This is a genomic window from Dactylosporangium sp. CA-233914 (assembly GCF_050942935.1).
Lineage (GTDB): Bacteria > Actinomycetota > Actinomycetes > Mycobacteriales > Micromonosporaceae > Dactylosporangium.
Genome location: NZ_CP192030.1, coordinates 1,036,470 through 1,053,954, shown reverse-complemented (window position 1 = coordinate 1,053,954; position 17,485 = coordinate 1,036,470). Strand labels below are relative to the sequence as shown.

The window sequence follows — 17,485 nt, the reverse complement described above, 5'->3', positions numbered from 1 at the left end:
CCTTGCGACGCGCTTCGCCGCCCTACTTGTCCAGCGCCACCTGCCGCGCCGCCCGGCGGCCCATCTCCGCCGCCTTGTGGTGCCGCTGCACCGCTTGTCCCACCAGCGCCACCTGCCACGCCGCCCGGCGGCCCCATGTCCGCCGCCTTTGTGGTGCCGCTGCACCGCTGCGAGGCGGCCTGCATCCACGGCGCTGCCTCGCCCGCCGCCTCGGCGGCGAGGACTGTGCAACGCCACAACCGTGCCGCGCCTCGTGCCAGCTCGCGGCCCTACGGCACATTGCGCCCGATTTTTCGCTTTTATCCGGACTTGTAGGCTCACGCCGCGCGCCTCAAGGGGCTAGGCGCGCGGCGTGTAAACGATGGTCGCACCGGGTTCGGTACGCAGACAAGCCCCCTTGGGTGACATATGCCGGCAAAATTCGCCGATCGGGCGTGTGATGCGTTCCTCGCGCAGCCTTGACGTGCGGGGGTGGGCGGCCGCCCGACGTAACATGGCACCCATGTCAGCCCCGGCCACGTCCGTCGAGGAAGCGATCACCGCCGCGCTCGCGACCGTCGACGACCCTGAGATCCGCCGCCCCATCACCGAGCTGGGCATGGTCCGCGACGTCACCCTCCGCCCGGACGGTGTCGCCGAGATCGGCATCCTGCTCACGGTGGCCGGCTGTCCCCTGAAGGACAAGCTGCGCACCGACATCACCCGCGCGGTCGGCGCCGTCGCCGGCGTGAGCGGAGTCGAGATCGACTTCGGCGTGATGACGGCCGAGCAGCGCAAGGAACTTCAGATCAGCCTGCGCGGCGACGTCCAGGAGCCGGTGATCCCGTTCTCCCAGCCCGGCTCCCGCACCCGGGTCTACGCGGTCGCCAGCGGCAAGGGCGGCGTCGGCAAGTCCAGCGTCACGGTCAACCTGGCCGCCGCCCTGGCCGCCCGCGGCCTCTCCGTCGGCGTGGTCGACGCCGACATCTACGGCCACTCGGTCCCCCGCATGCTCGGCGCCGACGGCCGCCCGACCCAGGTCGAGTCCATGATCATGCCCCCCTCCGCCCACGGCGTGAAGGTCATCTCGATCGGCATGTTCACCCCCGGCAACGCCGCCGTCGTCTGGCGCGGCCCGATGCTGCACCGCGCGCTGCAGCAGTTCCTCGCCGACGTGTACTGGGGCGACCTCGACGTCCTGCTCCTCGACCTCCCGCCGGGCACCGGCGACGTGGCCATCTCCCTGGCCCAACTCCTGCCCACCGCCGAGATCCTGGTCGTGACGACCCCGCAGGCGGCCGCGGCCGAGGTGGCCGAGCGAGCCGGCTCGATCGCCCTGCAGACCCACCAGCGCATCGTCGGCGTGGTCGAGAACATGTCCTGGCTCGAGCTCCCCGACGGCCAGCGCATGGAGGTCTTCGGCGCGGGCGGCGGCCAGACGGTCGCGGACTCGCTGACCCGCGCGGTCGGCGCGAAGGTACCGCTGCTGGGCCAGATCCCCCTGGACACCCGCCTCCGCGAGGCCGGCGACAACGGCCTCCCCCTGGTCCTGGCGTCCCCGTCCACCCCGGCGGCCGCGGCCCTGTCGGCGGTGGCCGACAAGCTGGCCCTGCGCCGCGAGAGCCTGGTCGGCAAGCCCCTGGGCCTGAAGCCCGCCGGCCGCTGACCGACTCCGCAGGGCCCGCGCGAAGCCACTTCTCCGCGGGCCCGCCGGCTGTGGGTCCCGGGCCTGCAACGGCGACCTCCAGCGCGAGCAGGCGACCACAGCTCCGCCCCGCCTGTCCGCAGGAGTCGTCGAGCCTGAAATATCGCCAACTGACGGCGGCTCAACAGGATCGGGCGGCTGCGTCCACAGCTCAAGCACCCGCCGCGCGTGCGCCCGCCCGCGTCGCCGAGGGCCCGAATGCAATGCGCTGATGGGTTGGTGCGCGATCTTGACCTGCTGTCGATTGCCTTTGGAGCGACCGACAAACAGGGGCCTGCCTACACACGGCCCGGACGCATCGCGGTAGGCGTTCTCGGCACTCCTATCGGACTTGGAGCGCCCGGTAATCGGCGCCCTGCCCGCCAATGCGCCCCGCGGCGCGGCAGGGTCCAAGCGTCGAGGTGCAGCGGAGTAATCTTGCCCGATTGTCGGACTAATGCCCCGATAGGCGAAAAATCCGTTATGTCGCGGTAAGCCGACATTACGGAATGGCGATCGACCAGCGAGCCCGAACAATCACCCGCCAGGAGCCGGACGAAACTCCCGAGACGGCGCCGAGCGGATGCCCGCGAACCGACAGGCCGGGGCCCGCCCCGCGCGGATCAGGTGACGTCTTCCCACGAGGCTCGAACCGCCGGCTGCGCAGAGGCCGCCGGCGGCGAGGACGCGGTCGAGGAAGAGGTCGACGGCGAGGTCGAGGACCGAGCGGCTGACGCGGCCTCCTCGGCGTCGCGCTTGACCTGGTCGGCCACGCCGCGGACGTCGTCGTAGATGCCCTGCAGCGGCTTGCGCAGCGCTGCCTCGTCCTCCTCGCTCAGCAGGTGCTTGCGCAGGAAGGTCTTCGGATGCAGGTCCTCGAGCTGGATGTCGGTGCCCAGCTCGCGGCTCAGGTCGCCGGTGGCGTTGCGCGCCATCTGGCGAACCTGGCGCAGCATCCGCACGCCGTCGCTGATGGCCTTCGGCAGCCGGTCGGGGCCGAAGATGAAGATCCCGACCAGGATGATGACCAGGAACTCCCAGCCGCCGATGTTCTCCAAGCCCATGTTTCCGGCCCTCCCCTGCTCTCAAGGGCAAGATTACGCATGCAGGGGGCGGTTGCGGGAGTGCCTGTCAGGTCACTTCGTGCCGGCGGCGAGCGTGATGGAGACCTTGGCCCTCGCGGTACCGTGCAGATATTGCACTTCCACCGTGTCACCCGGCGCATATTTGCGCACCAGGGCCGTGAGGTCCCACGATTCTTCGATCGGCTTGCCGTTCACGGCCATGACCACGTCACCGGCCTTGAGCCCCGCGGCCTCGGCCGGTCCGCCGGGCTCCACCGTGGACAGGCGGGCACCGCCGAGCGGGTTCTGATATGAGGTGTCGACCTGGACCCCCATCACCGTGCGGCGTGCCTTGCCCGTGTTGATGATGTCGGTCGCGATGCGCCGGGCGTGGTTGATCGGGATGGCGAAGGCGAGCCCGACGTTTCCGGCGCTGGACTGGTCCTCGGAGAGGGTGCCGATGACGGAGTTGATGCCGATCACGCGGCCGGCGGCGTCGAAGAGCGGGCCACCCGAGTTGCCCTGATTGACGGCGGCATCGGTCTGGATGGCCGAGTAGTAGCGCGCGGTGCCGCCCTCGCTGGTGCGGATGGGGCGGTCGAGGTAGCTCACCACACCGTACGTCACCGTGCTGGTCAGCCCGAGCGGGGCGCCGATGGCGACGACCGGGTCGCCGACCTGGACCTGGTCGGAGTTGCCGAACTCGACCGGGGCGAGCTTGCCGTCGGGCAGGCCGTTGGCGTCGATCTTCAGGACGGCGATGTCGGACTCGGGGTCGCTGCCGACCACGGTCGCCGTGGCCGCGGTGGCGTCGCTGAAGCGGATGGTCGCCGCGCCGCTGCCGCCCTCGACGACGTGGTTGTTCGTGATCACGTGGCCGTCGCCGGAGACGACGAAGCCGGAGCCGAGGGACGTGCCGTTGCCGACCCGGACGCTGATGGTGACGACGCTCGGGAGGACTTTCTTGACCAGCCCGGCGATCGACTCCGGGGCGCGGTTGTTCAGCGGGGCGTTGCCGAGCTGGCCGCCGCCGAGCGTGGTGCCGCCCCCGCTGGCGAAGACATACCCCAGCGTGCCGCCGAGCGCACCGGCGAGCAGGGCGGTCACGATCGACACGACGAGCACGAGGCCGATGCCGACCCGCGGGCCGGGTGACGGCGGGGGCGGCTTCTCCAGCTCCGGCACCTCGTCGGCCGGCGGCTTGACCACCACGACCGGTGCGTCGGGGTCGCGCCAGGGGTCGGCCAGCGCGTCGGACCACCAACTGCTGGCCGCCGGCTGTGGCGCCGCGGCCTGGGGCGAGTTGGGTGCTGTCCACGCCGGGCGCGCCCCCCAGCCACTGCTGGCCGGCGCGCCGGGGCCCGGCTGAGCCCAGCCCGAACCGTCTGTCACGATCGGCTCCTCCGTCCGTTTCGCATCCAGCATTGCACGCCCCGGCTTCAAGCATGCGGGGGCGAGGTCTCCTAGGCTTGCGGTCAATCGACTCTTCTGAGGGGTGTCCCATTACCGCTTCCGCCCGGACCGCTGACTTCATCGACGGGTACGTGTCCGAGGACCCCGTGCTCGCGGCCGCTCGCGAGCAGGCGTTCGAACTGGGCATCAGCGCGGTGAGCCGCGGCTGCGGGGCAGCGCTGCGGGTGATCGCGGCGGTGAGTAACGCCAAGGCGGTCGTCGAGGTCGGCACCGGCACCGGCGTGAGCGGCGGCTGGCTGCTGCGCGGAATGCGCCGCGACGGCGTCCTGACCACCATCGACTTCGAGGCCGAGCACCAGCGCGTCGCCCGCCGCGTCTTCTCCGCCGCGGGCAACGCGCCGTCGCGCACCCGAATCATCACCGGCCGCGCGCTCGACGTGCTGCCCCGCCTGGCCGACCGCGCGTACGACCTCGTCTTCGTCGACCACGACCCCAGCGAATACGGTCCTGTGATCGCGGCCGCCGAGCGCCTCCTGCGCCCCGGGGGCACCCTGGCCCTGGCGGACGCGCTGGCGGGCGGCCGGGTCAGCGATCCCACCGTCCGGGATGCGGAGACGGTACTCCTCCGTGAGGCCGTCAAATCCCTCCGCGACAGCGACGCGTGGATCCCCGCACTCCTCCCCCTCGGTGACGGTCTGCTGCTTGCCGCTCGCGCACAGTAGCCGATCGTCGCCCCTCGCCAAAACTGTCGTACCCCGGTTCGAAGATCTCCCCATGACCGAACTCGGCACCATCACCCGGACCGTCCTGCCCGCCGCCGCCCCCTACGACTTCGCCTGCTCACTGCGCGCCCTCGCCGGCTTCCGGCCCGTCCTGCGAGACATCGCCCTCACCCACGACTCGGTCCGCCGGGCCCTGCCGCACCCGACCGACCCGGAGTCCGCGGTCGTGGTCGAGGTCACCGGGCGCGACGACGGCGAGCCCGGCGCCGCGCTCACCGTCTTCAGCGCGGCGCCACTGAGCCCGCCCGAACTCGCCGACGTGGACGCCCGGGTCAGCGCCTGGCTCGGCCTGCGCGACGATCTGGCGGGGTTCCTGCGCACCGCCGGGGCGGACGACCCGGTGCGCCCCCTCCTCGCCCTCACCGCAGGCCTGCACCAGGTGAGGTTCTCGAGCCTCGCGGAGGGGGTGGTGTATTTCACGCTGCTGCAGAACTCCACCCAGTGGTATGCGACCCTGCGCAAGCGCCGCCTGACCCTGTATCTGGGCAACACGGTGAGCGTTGCCGGCGAGGACTTCACCGCGTTCCCGGACCTCCCCCGGCTGTCCCACCTCGGCCCGGCCCACCTGCTGCCGTTCGTCGGCGCCCGGCACCGGGCCGAGCGCCTCGCCCAGGTCCTCGCCGGGGTCGCCGCCCTCGACGAGACCCACCTGCGCACGGGGCCCTACGCGGAGGCGAAGGCGGCGCTGCTGTCGATCCGCGGCATCGGGGAGTTCACGGCGCACGCCCTGCTCCTGCGGGCCCTCGGCCGCCCGGACGAGGTGCCGCTGGAGATGGGACAGCACGTCAACACGGCCGCCGCGGTCTACGGCGACCCGCCCCCGCCGCCCGCCGAGCTGCGCGACCGCTACGGACGGTGGATCGGCTGGTGGGCGTATACCTGCCGGACGGCCCTGACCTGGCTGGACCACGAGAAGCGCGAGCAGTCCCGCCGGGAGCGCGCGAGGACCGATCGGCAGCACCCCCACCCCGCGTCCGTGACCCGCCCCCGCAACCTGACCATCGCCGCCCGCCGCCCACGCCATCCGGCCCCGTGGAGCCCAACGACCCCGGGCCCCGCCGCAGACCTCGAAGCAACCGCCGACCTCGCAGCAGCCGCGGACGCCGAAGCGACCGCGGACGTTGAAGTGACCACGGACCTCGAAGCAACTCCGCCTCAGGCCGGATCCGTCGGCGCCGACTCTGCCTACGACGCCGCAGGGTCCGACGGCCCGGCACCCGCACCGAACGTCGAGCCGACGGCAACCGCATTGGCCTCCGAGCCTGCGGCTGTCTCGGGGCCCGCTGAGAGTTCGGAGATCAGGGTGGACGACATCGTGGGAAGCGTCGAGATCGCGGCCAGGGAGGTCGTGGGCGCCTGAGTCCTGGCCTTCGCCCCGGTTTGGCGCGGCTTTCACGAGCCGCGCCGGACCGGGGCCGCCCACGCGCCCTCGCCCCAGCCTGGCCAGGTCCAGGCCGGGCAGACCGGGCAGACCGGGGCCGGGCGTCAGACCGGGGTGCCCAATGCTCGCCTCACCCCCGCCCGGGCTCGGCCCTCGGTGCACCGCCCGCGTCCGTCTGCCGCAACCGGTGCTTCTCAAGGTCGTCGGCCGTCGCGGCCCTCGCTGCCCGCGCCAGCGTGGCCAGGGCGTCGGTGAGCCGGCCTGAACTCGGAGTCGCTGGGTGCCTCATGCCCGGCTCACCCCGTCCAGCCCAAACCCGGCTTGGGCTCGGCCTCGCCGCGACGCCCGCGTCCACCTCTCCTCAGCCCCGGCCCGGGCCGCCTGGCGGGGCTTGGCGGTCGTCGCTCCACGTGGGCCAGGGTGCGTCGAGGCGGCGGGGGCGGCTACAGGATGCCCTCGAGCTGGGACTTGTAGCCGAGGATCTGTTCCGGGTCGGTGTCGAGGACGTCGCGCAGGAGGGTGGCGTAGACGGAGCGGAAGTCGGTGGTGAACTTCAGGTCGCCGTTGTCGAGGTTGGAGAGGCTGGGCTGCTCGCCGTACAGGCCGCCCCGCACCGGGCTGCCAAGGATGAACATGTTCGATGCGGTGCCGTGGTCGGTGCCGTCGGAGCCGTTGGCGGCCACGCGGCGGCCGAACTCGGAGTACACGGCGACGACGACCTTGCGGCCGGCCTCGGTCTTGGCCATTCGCTCGGCGAACGTGGTCAGGGCGCCGTCCAGGAGCTTGAGCAGGATCTCCTGCGAGTTTCGCTCCTCGGCGTGCAGGTCGAAGCCGCCCAGGGAGACGGAGAAGACCCTGGTCGCGACGTTCGCCTCGACGCAGCGGGCGACCAGGTCAAGCTGGGCGCTGAGGTCGGAGCGGCCGCCGGTGGCGGTGCCGGACGAGGTGGACGTGTCGTTGTCGCCGTCGGTCTCGTCGACGCTGTGGATGAGGGCGTCGACCTCGATCAGGTCGGCGAAGGCGCGGGCGGCGCGGGCCTGCAGCGGGGGCTCGCCGTCTGCGGGCTTACCGAACGCGGTGAGCACCTCCGGCCTGACGCCGGTGGGCAGGGTCAGGCCGGAGACGGGGACAGCGGCGCCGGCGGTGGTCTCGCCGGCCAGGAGCGGAGGGAGTACGGGTTCGAAGGAGACGGCGTGGCGGGGGTCGCCGCCGACGGCGTCCAGCCAGCGGCCGAGCCAGCCGGTGTTGCCGGGGCGGTCGGGCTGGGCGGTCTGCCAGATGTCCATCGAACGGAAGTGGCTGTGGTCGGGCTTCGGGTAGCCGACGCCGCGGACGATGGCCAGCTTCTTCGCGTCGTACATGCGCTTGAGTCCGGCGAGTCCGGGGTTGAGGCCGAGGGAGTCGTCGAGCCTGAGGACCTCCTCGGGCTGGTACGCGAGGTCGTGGCGGGCCGGTGCGTAGGCCTTGTCCGCGTACGGGATGACGTTGGCCAGGCCGTCGTTGCCGCCGTAGAGGGTGACGAGGACGAGCGTCCTGGCGTCGCCGGGGCGGTCGTCCCAGGTGGCGGTGGCGAAGATGTCGCGCAGCGTCCAGGCGCCGCCGGCGGCGAGGGCCGCGCCACCGGCCACGCCGCTGGCGATCAGGAACTTCCTACGAGTGAGGGCGTCCATGCCGCCTCCTTCCGTGGTGCGTGAAACAGATTGGCTTGCGTGCCGGGCCCGTCAATTGATGACGTACTCGGGGCTGGCCAGCCCGAGGGCCAGTAGACGGCGTGCGTCGCCCGCGGCCGGGGTCAGCGCGGCCAGGGTCCGGTCCGTGAACTGGTCGACGACGAGCAGCCGGGAAAGGGCCGTGGGGCGCTGGGGCGCGGGCACCGAGTTCAGGCGGTCCAGGACCGGTTGCGAGGCCCGCGCGGCCAGGGACTGGGCGAGCCTGATGCGGGCCTGGGTCGCCGATGTCGTCAGCCAGGCCGCGCCCGCGGGCCAGCCGCCCACGCTCGGCGGGCGCAGCGGGACCTGGCCGAGCTGGGTCAGGCCGCTCGCGAGCTGCTTGCGCTGGGCGTCGTTGAGCTCGCCGGGGCGAATCCGCAGCTGGCGGAGGGCGCCGACGAGCCACTCGACGGGCTGCTTGACCAGTTCGGCGTGGCCGTCGGACTCCAGCAGCGTGCGCAGCATGGCGGCGGTGGTGGCCTGGGTTTTAGCGCGATCGAGGACGTCCTGGGGGATGGCGGCGTCGCTGCAGTACCGCAGCCAGAGGCGCCTCGCGACGAACTCCGGGCAGCCGGGCTGGGACAGCAGGATGTCCGCGAAGCCGTCGGCGTCGTAGTTGCCGGTCCGGCCCAGGATGGTCTTCGGCTTGTCGTCGTGGCGCTTGGCGTTGAACGTCGCCGTGCCGGCCTTTTGCTCGACCGTCCAGCCGGTCAGCGCTCGGGCGCCCTCGCGGACGTCCTGCTCGGTGTAGTGGCCCACGCCCAGGGTGAACAGCTCCATGAGCTCGCGGGCGAGGTTCTCGTTCGGGGCCTTGCCGGTGTTCTTCTGCCCGTCGAGCCAGACGATGAGGGCGGGGTCGCGCAGCATCGTGTGGACCTGGGTGGCGAAGTCGCCGAGGGCGGTGCGGAACAGGGTCTGCTGCTGGCCCAGCATCAGCGGCCCGGACTTGACCTTGTCGGCGGAGGTGGCCCAGTGGCCGTGCCAGAAGAAGGTCAGCTTCTCGTGCACCTGGTGGTCGGCCTGGACCATGCGGTCCAGCCACCAGGCGCCGACGGTCCTGATCCGCTCGGCGCGGTCGGTCTTCTCGTTGACGACCGGACCGAGCCTGGGTAGCGGGGTACGGGCCGCGCCGGCGTCGGGCCCGGCGGGGCTGAACAGCGCGTCCAGGGTCGCCGCCGGACCCTTGGCCTCGGCGGCGTCGACCTCCTCCGCGGTGGGCCCGAACGTCGCCCGCCGCAGCAGATGCGCAACCTTCTCCCGATCGGCCATGGAGCCCAGGCTATGGGGCGTTTGTACGAGGCTTGTCAAGCCTGCCTCAGGCTCCGTTGAAGATGAAGCTCAGCAATCCGGGAACGCTCCGCGGGCGGGTACGGGCGCGGCGGGCCGCTCAGCGGCCCTCGTAGACCGGCTTCCGCTTCTCGACGAAGGCCGCCGTCGCGTTCTGGTGGTCAGCGGTGTGGCCGCACGTCGACTGTGCCTCGGCCTCCACGGCCAGGGCGTCCGCGAGCGAGCCGGCACCCCCTGCGGCCAGCTCCCGCTTGATCTGGCCGTAGGCGACCGTCGGGCCGGCGGCGAGACGGCCGGCCAGCTCCAGGGCCGTGGGCAGGACGTCCTCGTCGGAGGAGACCAGGCGGGTCAGCATGCCCAGGTCGAAGGCGGTCTCGGCCTTGACCGGCTCGGCCAGCAGGAGCAGCTCGAGGGCCTTCGCGTGGCCGACGATGCGGGGCAGGGTCCAGGAGATGCCCGTGTCGCCGGCCAGGGCCACGTTGGCGAAGGCCATCAGGAACGCTGTCTTCGGGCCGCCCACGCGGAAGTCGGCCAGCAGGGCCAGCGACGCGCCGGCGCCGGCCGCCATGCCGTTCACCGCGGCAACCACCGGCTTCGGCATCTCGGCCAGGAGGGTGGCGATGGGGTTGTAGTGCTCCGTCACCGTCGTCAGGGACGCCCCGGTGCCGGCCTCGAGGGAGAGCGCGTGCTCGCGGAGGTCCTGGCCGCCGCAGAAGGCCCGGCCCGCGCCGGTGAGGACCACAGCGCGTACGGCTGGATCGCTCCGCAGGCTCTCGAGTGCGTCCCGGAGGGCGACCTTCAGGCCGTCGGTCAGCGAGTTGAGGGCGTCGGGGCGGTTGAGGGTCAGGATCGCGACGCCGGTCTCGGTGCGCTCCACCAGCAGGTCCATCGGGCTCTCCATTTCAACATCTACAGGGTCAGGCACGTGTCCACGAAACGGTCCGCGGCGGGGCGGAGGCGGACAGCGTGGTGGTCGAAGAAGGCCGCGGCGGCGGTGCCGGCCCAGCGCGGCGGCAGCAGGGCCGGCGGCAGCTGCGGGTCGCGGAACAGGAATGCGCGCCAGGCGTGTACCAGGGTGAACCGCACCGCGTAGGCCTGCTCGTCCGGGGTGGCCGGGCCGACCGAGCTGACCAGCGGGGTGAGGCGCTCGACGAACTCACCGTAGGCGGCGGCGATCGCGGCGAGGTCCCAGGCGCGCGCGACCAGGCCGGCCACGCCCTCGGTGCCGCCGGCGTGCTGGGCGGTGAACCGGTCGTAGTGCACGCCGGCCTCGCTCAGCAGGGCGTCGACGCCCTCGCCCGGGCGCGGGGCGATCCAGGTCGAGGCGTCGATCGAGCCGTACCCGAGGAATCCGAGGTTCGCCACCAGTCTCGCCCGCGCGCCGCGGTGCGCGGGCGGTTCGAACGTGATGAGATCGAATCGCCCCGTCCAGGCGTTCTGCGGGCCGCCCGGGCGCTGGGTGCGGTAGATGCGGGCACCGGCCGCGTCGAGGCGGCGTGCCGCCTTCGGGGTGATGCCGTAGCCCGGGCCGGTCGGCAAGCGTAGGGGGTGCAGCCAGCCCTGCCGGACCATCCGCGAGATCGCGGTGCGCACGGCGGGCGCGGCGATGCCGAGGGGAGCGAGCAGGCGCACGAGAGCCGCGACCGCGGCCCGCCCACCGCGCGGGCGAAGGTGGTCGCCGTAAAGATCAAAGAGGGCGGACCGGGCCTGCATGGCCGCTTATTGTGACACTTGACCGGCATTTCCCGCCAGGAGTTGTCACAAGGTTCGCGTCCCGGTTTGGGTCTTGGGGCCATCATCAGGGAAAATCAACGGTTGGTGCGTACCTCACGGTGGCGGCGGGTCCGGTCGAGGCCCCGTGAGCAGGCGCGCCGGGCATGCGGGGACGGCTGTGCCACCTGGTGTCTGGGACATCAGGGAGCGAAGGGAGACAACATGGCGGCCATGAAGCCGCGGACAGGCGACGGTCCGCTGGAGGTCACCAAGGAGGGCCGCGGCATCGTCATGCGCGTCCCACTCGAGGGTGGTGGGCGGCTTGTCGTCGAGATGACCAAGGACGAGGCCAACGAGCTCAGTGAGGCGCTGAAGACCGCCACAGGCTGAGTCTTCCTGCATACAGCTTCAGCGGCCCTGGGCGGCCGCTCTCATTGGTGTGCGCACGAACTGCGCGAGTGTAAGGAGGGTCCCCGTGCTGGACATCAGGTTCGCCACGGCCCGCAGCACCTCCGGTGCGGTGGCCGTCGTGGTGCCGTCCGGCTCCCCCTCCGCCGCGCTCGACCTGCTCACGCCGCTCAAGCTCGGACCGGCCGACCTGGCCGAATGCGAGACGTTCCTGGGGGACGTCGAGCACACGGGGTCGGCCGGCTCGGTGCACGCCCTGCCGCGGCCCGGGCGCCGGCCGGCGCGGGTGCTGTTCACCGGCATCGGCGACGGGGACGAGGCGGGCTGGCGGGCGGCCGGCGCGGCGCTGGCCAAGTCGGCGCGCTCCGAGCCCTCGCTGCGCGTGCTGGTCCCCTCGGACACGCCCTCCGACGCGATCCGTGGGCTGGCCGAGGGCCTCTGGCTGGCGTCGTACCGCTTCCGCCTGGCCGAGTCCGAGCCCGACCCCCTGCGCCGGGTGACGGTGGCGTTCCCGGCCGGCACCGAGGTTGGCGACGGGCTCATCGAGGCGCTGGAGCAGGCCCGCGCGGTGGTCACCGCCACCGTGCTGGCCCGGGACCTGACCAACATGCCGAGCGACCGCAAGACGCCGGCGTGGTTCGCGCAGCGGGTGGTCAAGGCCGCCGAGGGGGTGCCCGGGCTCTCGGTCGAGGTCCGCGAACCCGAATACCTGAAGGCGCAGGGCTTCAACGCGATCCTGGCGGTCGGCCGGGGCGCGGCGGCCGAGCGCGGGCCGCGCCTGGTCGAGCTCTCCTGGCGGCCCCGCGGCGCGAAGCGGCACGTGGTCCTGGTCGGCAAGGGCATCACCTTCGACACCGGCGGCGTGTGCATCAAGCCGCTGGCCGGCATGAAGCTGATGCGCAAGGACATGGGCGGCGCGGCCGCCGTGATCGGCGCGACCCTGGCCGCCGCCGCGATGCGCCTGCCCGTGCGGATCACCGCGCTGGCCCCGCTGGCCGAGAACGCGCTGGGCGCCGACAGCATGCGCCCCGGCGACGTCGTGACGCACTACGGCGGGGTCACGTCGGAGATCCTCAACACCGACGCCGAGGGGCGGCTGGTGCTCGGCGACGCGATGGCCTACGCCGTGCGCCGCCTGCGCCCCGACGTGATGATCGACCTGGCCACGCTGACCGGCGCGCAGGGTGTGGCGCTGGGCAAGCGGACCGCCGCGATGTACAGCCACAGCGACTCCCTCGCCGGCGACCTCGCCGCGGCCGCGGAGGCCTCCGGCGAGTCGGTGTGGCGGATGCCGCTGAGCGAGGACTACGCCGAGGCGATCGAGGGCGACCTGACCGACATCGTCAACTCGACCGACATCGGGGCGGGCTCGCTGCTGGCCGCGCTCTACCTGCGCGAGTTCACCGGCGCGCTGCGCGAGCGCTGGGCGCACTTCGACATGTCGTCGCCGGCCTGGTCGGACTCGAACGACGGGGAGCTGACCAAGGGCGCGACCGGCTGGGGCGTGCGCACCCTGACCCGCTGGCTGGAGACCACCGCCGCCTGAGACGGCGGCGGTCCGCAACCGCGCTGGTGTTACAGGATCGTCCAGGTGTCGCCGCTGTTGAGCAGCCCGGCGAGCTCCTCGTCCGGGGTGCCCTTGGCCTTGGCCTTGGCGGTGGCGAGCTGGTCGCGCACGACGTCGTCGTACGACGGCCGCTGCACCGAGCGGAAGACCCCGATCGGCGTGTTGCGCAGGTCCAGGCCCGGCAGGCGGGACAGGGCGAACGCGTAGGCCGGCTCGGCGACGGTCTGGTCGTGCACGACGATCTCGGCCGGGTCGACCTCGGCGGTGGGCACGACGGAGAGGCCGAAGCCGCCGGGCGGGTGGGTGACCGCCCACTCGCCGTCCTTGCCGAAGGTGATCGGCTGCCCGTGCTCGAGCCGGATCAGGAAGTCGTCGCGGGTCGCCGGCTCCTTGAGGGCGTCGAAGGCGCCGTCGTTGAAGATGTTGCAGTTCTGGTAGATCTCCACGAACGCCGATCCGCGGTGCTCGGCCGCGGCGCGCAGCACCGACTGCAGGTGCTTGCGGTCGGAGTCGATGGTGCGGGCGACGAAGCCGGCCTCGGCGCCGAGGGCGAGGGAGATCGGGTTGAACGGCGAGTCCGCCGACCCGGCCGGGGTCGACTTCGTGATCTTGCCGATCTCGGAGGTGGGCGAGTACTGGCCCTTGGTCAGCCCGTAGATCTTGTTGTTGAACAGCAGGATCTTGAGGTTGACGTTGCGGCGCAGCGCGTGGATGAGGTGGTTGCCGCCGATGGACAGGGCGTCGCCGTCGCCGGTGACGACCCACACGGACAGGTCGGGGCGGGAGACGGACAGGCCGGTGGCGATAGCGGGGGCGCGGCCGTGGATGGAGTGCATCCCGTACGTGTTCATGTAGTACGGGAACCGGGAGGAGCAGCCGATGCCGGAGACGAAGACGATCCGCTCGCGGGGGAGGTTCAGCTCGGGCATGAACGACTGGACCGCGGCCAGGATCGCGTAGTCCCCGCAGCCGGGGCACCAGCGGACCTCCTGGTCGGACTTGAAGTCCTTCGTGGTCAGCTTCAACATCTCAGGCATTCTTGACCACTTCCTCGAGCACACCCTCCAGCTCGGCCGCGGTGAACGGCAGCCCACGAACCTGGTTGTAGGCGATCGCGTCGACGAGGTAACGCGAGCGGATCACCCCGGCCAGCTGGCCCAGGTTCATCTCCGGAATCACCACCTTGTCGTAGGACTTCAGCACGTCGCCGAGGTTCTTCGGCATCGGCGAGAGGTGCCGCAGGTGCGCCTGCGCGACGGCGAGGCCGCGCTGGCGCAGGGCGCGGGCGGCAGCGCCGATCGGCCCGTAGGTCGAGCCCCACCCGAGCACCAGCACGCGGGCGGTGCCGTCGGGGTCCTCGACCTCGACGTCGGGCACGTCGATGCCCTCGATGCGGGCCGCGCGGGTGCGGACCATGAAGTCGTGGTTGGCCGGATCGTAGGAGATGTCGCCGGTCTTGTCGGCCTTCTCCAGCCCGCCGATGCGGTGCTCCAGCCCCGGCGTGCCCGGCACCGCCCACGGCCGCGCGAGGGTCTTCGGGTCGCGCAGATACGGCAGGAAGGTCTTGCCGTCCTCGCCGTTGGGCTCGGTGGCGAACTGCACGCTCAGGTCGGGCAGCTCGTCGACCTCGGGCAGGCGCCACGGCTCCGAGCCGTTGGCGATGTATCCGTCCGAGAGCAGGATCACCGGCGTGCGATAGGTCAGCGCGATCCGGGCCGCCTCCAGCGCGGTGCTGAAGCAGTCCGCGGGCGAGCGCGGGGCGACGACCGCGACCGGTGCCTCGCCGTGCCGGCCGAACAGCGCCATGTTGAGGTCGGCCTGCTCGGTCTTGGTCGGCAGGCCCGTCGACGGGCCGGCCCGCTGCACGTCGATGATGAGCAGCGGCAGCTCCAGCGCGACCGCGAGGGAGATCGTCTCGCCCTTGAGCGCGACGCCGGGGCCGGAGGTGGTGGTCACGCCCAGCGAGCCGCCGTAGGAGGCGCCCAGGGCCACGCCGATCGCGGCGATCTCGTCCTCGGCCTGCACGGTGGTCACGCCGAACTTCTTGTGCTTGCTCAGCTCGTGCAGGATGTCCGACGCCGGCGTGATCGGGTAGGCGCCGAGGAAGACGGGCAGCCGCGAACGTACTCCCGCGGCCACCACGCCCAGGGCCAGCGCGGCGTTGCCGGTGATGTTGCGGTAGTTGCCCGGCACCATGCGCGCCGGCTTCACCTCGTAGCGCACCGCGAAGTTCTCGGTGGTCTCGCCGAAGTTCCAGCCGGCCTTGAACGCGGCGACGTTCGCGGCGACGAGCTCCGGGCGCGAGGCGAACTTGCGCTCCAGGAACGAGAGCGTGGACTCGTGGGGGCGGGAGTACATCCACGAGAGCAGCCCCAGCGCGAACATGTTCTTGGCGCGCTCGGCGTCCTTCTTGGAGATCTCGAACGACTCCAGGGCCTTGACCGTCATCGAGGTCAGGCCGACCGGGGCGACGTTCCAGCCCTCGAGCGAGCCGTCCTCGAGCGGGTTCGACGAATACCCCACCTTGGCGAGGTTGCGGTTGCTGAACTCGTCGGTGTTGACGATGATCGAGGCGCCCTTGGGCAGGTCGGCGAGGTTGGCCTTGAGCGCGGCGGGGTTCATGGCCACGAGCACGTTCGGCGCGTCGCCCGGCGTGAGGATGTCGAAGTCGGCGAAGTGCACCTGGAAGCTCGACACGCCCGGCAGGGTCCCGGCGGGGGCCCGGATCTCGGCGGGGAAGTTGGGAAGCGTCGATATGTCGTTGCCGAGCTGAGCGGTCTCGGACGTGAAGCGGTCACCGGTGAGCTGCATGCCGTCGCCGGAATCGCCAGCGAACCTGATGACCACCCGATCCAGCTGGCGGACCTGCTTGGTCACGTGAGCTGACCTCCAATGCGGCGGAAGATGGCGTCGTACACCCCTGAGGGTACGTCGGCGTGAACGCCGTGCCTGCGGCGCATATCCCTTCCGGGACGCCGAAGCTGCGACTTTCGTCATTGCGCCGGACTTCTGGATGTGCGCTAGCCGCAAACGCCAGCAAACCCGGCATTCAGTCGCTGTCGGATTCGTCCGCGTCCTCGCGCCCAGAGAAGCCGGTGATCGTGTCCCGGCTCACGTTCTCGCCGGTGTTCTTGATCGCGATCATTATGAAGAGAGGCTCGCGTTTTCGGCATGTCGGAGATCGTGATGATGCGTGTACGGTGCGTGCCATGAGCGGATATCTGGGTGGATATGCGACGCTCGGGCTCCTCCTCGTGGTCGGAGCCGCGGTTTTCGTCGCCGCGTTCACGGCCAACCGGCTTCTGGGTCCACGCCGTTCAGCCGAGTGGCCGAACGGCGCCGGACCGAAGTACGAGACCTACGAGTGCGGGCTGGACCCGGTCGGCGGGGACTGGGCACAGGCCCAGATCCGCTACTACGTGTACGCCTATCTCTACGCTCTGTTCGCGGTGGAGAGCGTGTTCCTCTTCCCCTGGGCCGTGATCTTCGATGCGCCCGGCTACGGCGGGGCGGTCGTCGTCGAGATGGCGATCTTCGTGGCCGTGCTGTTCCTCGGGATCCTCTACGCCTGGCGCAAGAACATCCTGCGCTGGACCTGACCGGCGTCAGGCCAGGCCGCGGCGGGCCACCGCCGGCTGGCGCTCACCGCGGATCGCGGCGACGGTGTCCAGGACGCGCCGGGTCTCGCGGACCTGGTGGGCCCGGAACACCCGGGCGCCGAGCCACGCCGAGACCGCCGTCGCCGCGAGCGTGCCCTCCAGGCGCTCCCCCACCGGCACGTCGAGGGTCTCGCCGATGAAGTCCTTGTTCGACAGCGCCACCAGCACCGGCCAGCCCGTCGCCACCAGCTCGCCGAGGCGGTTGGTGATCGCGAGCGAGTGGCGGGTGTTCTTGCCGAAGTCGTGGGCCGGGTCGATGAGGATGCCGTCGCGGCGGACGCCGAGGGCGAGGGCCCGCTCCGCCAGGGCAGTCACAGTGTGTACGACATCAGCCACCGGATCCGCGAAGGACGTGCGGTGCGGGCGGGTCCGTGGGGTCAGCCCGCCGGCGTGGGAGCAGACCAGGCCCGCCCCGGTCTGGGCCGCCACCTCCGCCAGGGCGGGATCGGCACCGGCCCAGGTGTCGTTGATGAGGTCCGCCCCGGCCGCGACGACCTCGCGGGCCACCTCCGCCCGCCAGGTGTCGATCGAGATCACGACCTGCGGGAACCTGGCGCGGATCCTCTCGACCGTCGGCAGGGTGCGGCGCAGCTCCTCGGCCGCGTCGACGGTCTGGCCCGGACCGGCCTTGACGCCGCCGATGTCGATGATGTCGGCGCCGTCGGCGACCGCGGCCTCGACCGCGCGCAGGGCCGCGTCCTCGGCGAAGGTCGCCCCCTTGTCGAAAAAGGAGTCCGGCGTCCGGTTGACGATCGCCATCACTGCGTACTCGCCGTCGGCGAACTGCCGGGCGCCGAGACGGAACATGCCATGACCTCCGTGTTTCCTACTGATGGGTG

General features: G+C 71.8%; 15 protein-coding genes. 6 read left to right on the top strand and 9 right to left on the bottom strand.

Annotated elements, in window-relative coordinates:
• The first annotated feature begins 502 nt into the window (after nt 1-502).
• Nucleotides 503-1,645 (top strand): P-loop NTPase, encoded by a 1,143-nt coding sequence (locus tag ACQPY0_RS04830; protein ID WP_432985247.1) that lies wholly within the window; start codon nt 503-505, stop codon nt 1,643-1,645.
• Nucleotides 1,646-2,286: 641 nt separating this feature from the next.
• Here the strand turns inward: ACQPY0_RS04830 and ACQPY0_RS04825 are convergent.
• Both ACQPY0_RS04825 and ACQPY0_RS04820 read right to left on the bottom strand, forming a co-directional pair.
• On the bottom strand, nt 2,287-2,727 hold the full coding sequence (locus tag ACQPY0_RS04825) for a Sec-independent protein translocase subunit TatB (protein WP_432985244.1): 441 nt from the start codon (nt 2,725-2,727) through the stop codon (nt 2,287-2,289).
• 72 nt (nt 2,728-2,799) lie between these two features.
• On the bottom strand, nt 2,800-4,119 hold the full coding sequence (locus ACQPY0_RS04820; protein ID WP_432985241.1) for a S1C family serine protease: 1,320 nt from the start codon (nt 4,117-4,119) through the stop codon (nt 2,800-2,802).
• 152 nt (nt 4,120-4,271) lie between these two features.
• On the opposite strand from ACQPY0_RS04820, the gene ACQPY0_RS04815 reads away from it, so the two are divergent.
• Together ACQPY0_RS04815 and ACQPY0_RS04810 are read left to right on the top strand one after the other, a co-directional pair.
• Entirely contained in the window at nt 4,272-4,862 is a 591-nt protein-coding gene (locus ACQPY0_RS04815) for an O-methyltransferase (RefSeq protein WP_432985238.1), read from the top strand.
• Between the two features lie 52 nt (nt 4,863-4,914).
• Complete coding sequence (locus ACQPY0_RS04810; protein ID WP_432985235.1) at nt 4,915-6,282, top strand: hypothetical protein; 1,368 nt, start codon at nt 4,915-4,917, stop codon at nt 6,280-6,282.
• A 464-nt stretch (nt 6,283-6,746) separates the two neighbouring features.
• Here ACQPY0_RS04810 and ACQPY0_RS04805 read toward each other — a convergent pair whose 3' ends face one another.
• The 4 genes from ACQPY0_RS04805 to ACQPY0_RS04790 form a co-directional block, all read right to left on the bottom strand.
• Complete coding sequence (locus ACQPY0_RS04805) at nt 6,747-7,973, bottom strand: DUF1501 domain-containing protein (RefSeq protein ID WP_432985232.1); 1,227 nt, start codon at nt 7,971-7,973, stop codon at nt 6,747-6,749.
• 51 nt (nt 7,974-8,024) lie between these two features.
• Nucleotides 8,025-9,281 carry a DUF1800 domain-containing protein gene (locus tag ACQPY0_RS04800; protein ID WP_432985229.1) on the bottom strand — a complete coding sequence of 419 codons (1,257 nt, stop codon included), beginning with the start codon at nt 9,279-9,281 and terminating at the stop codon, nt 8,025-8,027.
• A 118-nt stretch (nt 9,282-9,399) separates the two neighbouring features.
• The gene (locus tag ACQPY0_RS04795; protein ID WP_432985226.1) at nt 9,400-10,188 is read right to left on the bottom strand and encodes an enoyl-CoA hydratase-related protein; all 789 of its coding nucleotides are present in this window, start codon (nt 10,186-10,188) and stop codon (nt 9,400-9,402) included.
• Nucleotides 10,189-10,208: 20 nt separating this feature from the next.
• Nucleotides 10,209-11,012 carry a PaaX family transcriptional regulator gene (locus tag ACQPY0_RS04790; RefSeq protein ID WP_432985223.1) on the bottom strand — a complete coding sequence of 268 codons (804 nt, stop codon included), beginning with the start codon at nt 11,010-11,012 and terminating at the stop codon, nt 10,209-10,211.
• Nucleotides 11,013-11,234: 222 nt separating this feature from the next.
• Here ACQPY0_RS04790 and ACQPY0_RS04785 point away from each other — a divergent pair, with 222 nt between their 5' ends.
• Nucleotides 11,235-11,402 carry a DUF3117 domain-containing protein gene (locus ACQPY0_RS04785; protein WP_081971220.1) on the top strand — a complete coding sequence of 56 codons (168 nt, stop codon included), beginning with the start codon at nt 11,235-11,237 and terminating at the stop codon, nt 11,400-11,402.
• A gap of 85 nt (nt 11,403-11,487) precedes the next feature.
• On the top strand, nt 11,488-12,966 hold the full coding sequence (locus ACQPY0_RS04780) for a leucyl aminopeptidase family protein (protein WP_432985220.1): 1,479 nt from the start codon (nt 11,488-11,490) through the stop codon (nt 12,964-12,966).
• A 29-nt stretch (nt 12,967-12,995) separates the two neighbouring features.
• Here ACQPY0_RS04780 and ACQPY0_RS04775 read toward each other — a convergent pair whose 3' ends face one another.
• Together ACQPY0_RS04775 and ACQPY0_RS04770 are read right to left on the bottom strand one after the other, a co-directional pair.
• Nucleotides 12,996-14,024, bottom strand: a complete 1,029-nt coding sequence (locus ACQPY0_RS04775) for a 2-oxoacid:ferredoxin oxidoreductase subunit beta (protein ID WP_432985217.1) — start codon at nt 14,022-14,024, stop codon at nt 12,996-12,998.
• The gene (locus ACQPY0_RS04770; protein ID WP_432985214.1) at nt 14,017-15,864 is read right to left on the bottom strand and encodes a 2-oxoacid:acceptor oxidoreductase subunit alpha; all 1,848 of its coding nucleotides are present in this window, start codon (nt 15,862-15,864) and stop codon (nt 14,017-14,019) included. The genes ACQPY0_RS04775 and ACQPY0_RS04770 overlap by 8 nt, the downstream gene beginning before the upstream one ends.
• 332 nt (nt 15,865-16,196) lie before the next feature.
• Between ACQPY0_RS04770 and ACQPY0_RS04765 the strand changes: the two genes are divergently transcribed.
• Nucleotides 16,197-16,586 carry an NADH-quinone oxidoreductase subunit A gene (locus ACQPY0_RS04765; RefSeq protein WP_432985211.1) on the top strand — a complete coding sequence of 130 codons (390 nt, stop codon included), beginning with the start codon at nt 16,197-16,199 and terminating at the stop codon, nt 16,584-16,586.
• Nucleotides 16,587-16,592: 6 nt separating this feature from the next.
• Here ACQPY0_RS04765 and folP read toward each other — a convergent pair whose 3' ends face one another.
• Nucleotides 16,593-17,453, bottom strand: a complete 861-nt coding sequence (folP, locus tag ACQPY0_RS04760) for a dihydropteroate synthase (protein ID WP_432985208.1) — start codon at nt 17,451-17,453, stop codon at nt 16,593-16,595.
• Nucleotides 17,454-17,485 lie beyond the last annotated feature (32 nt).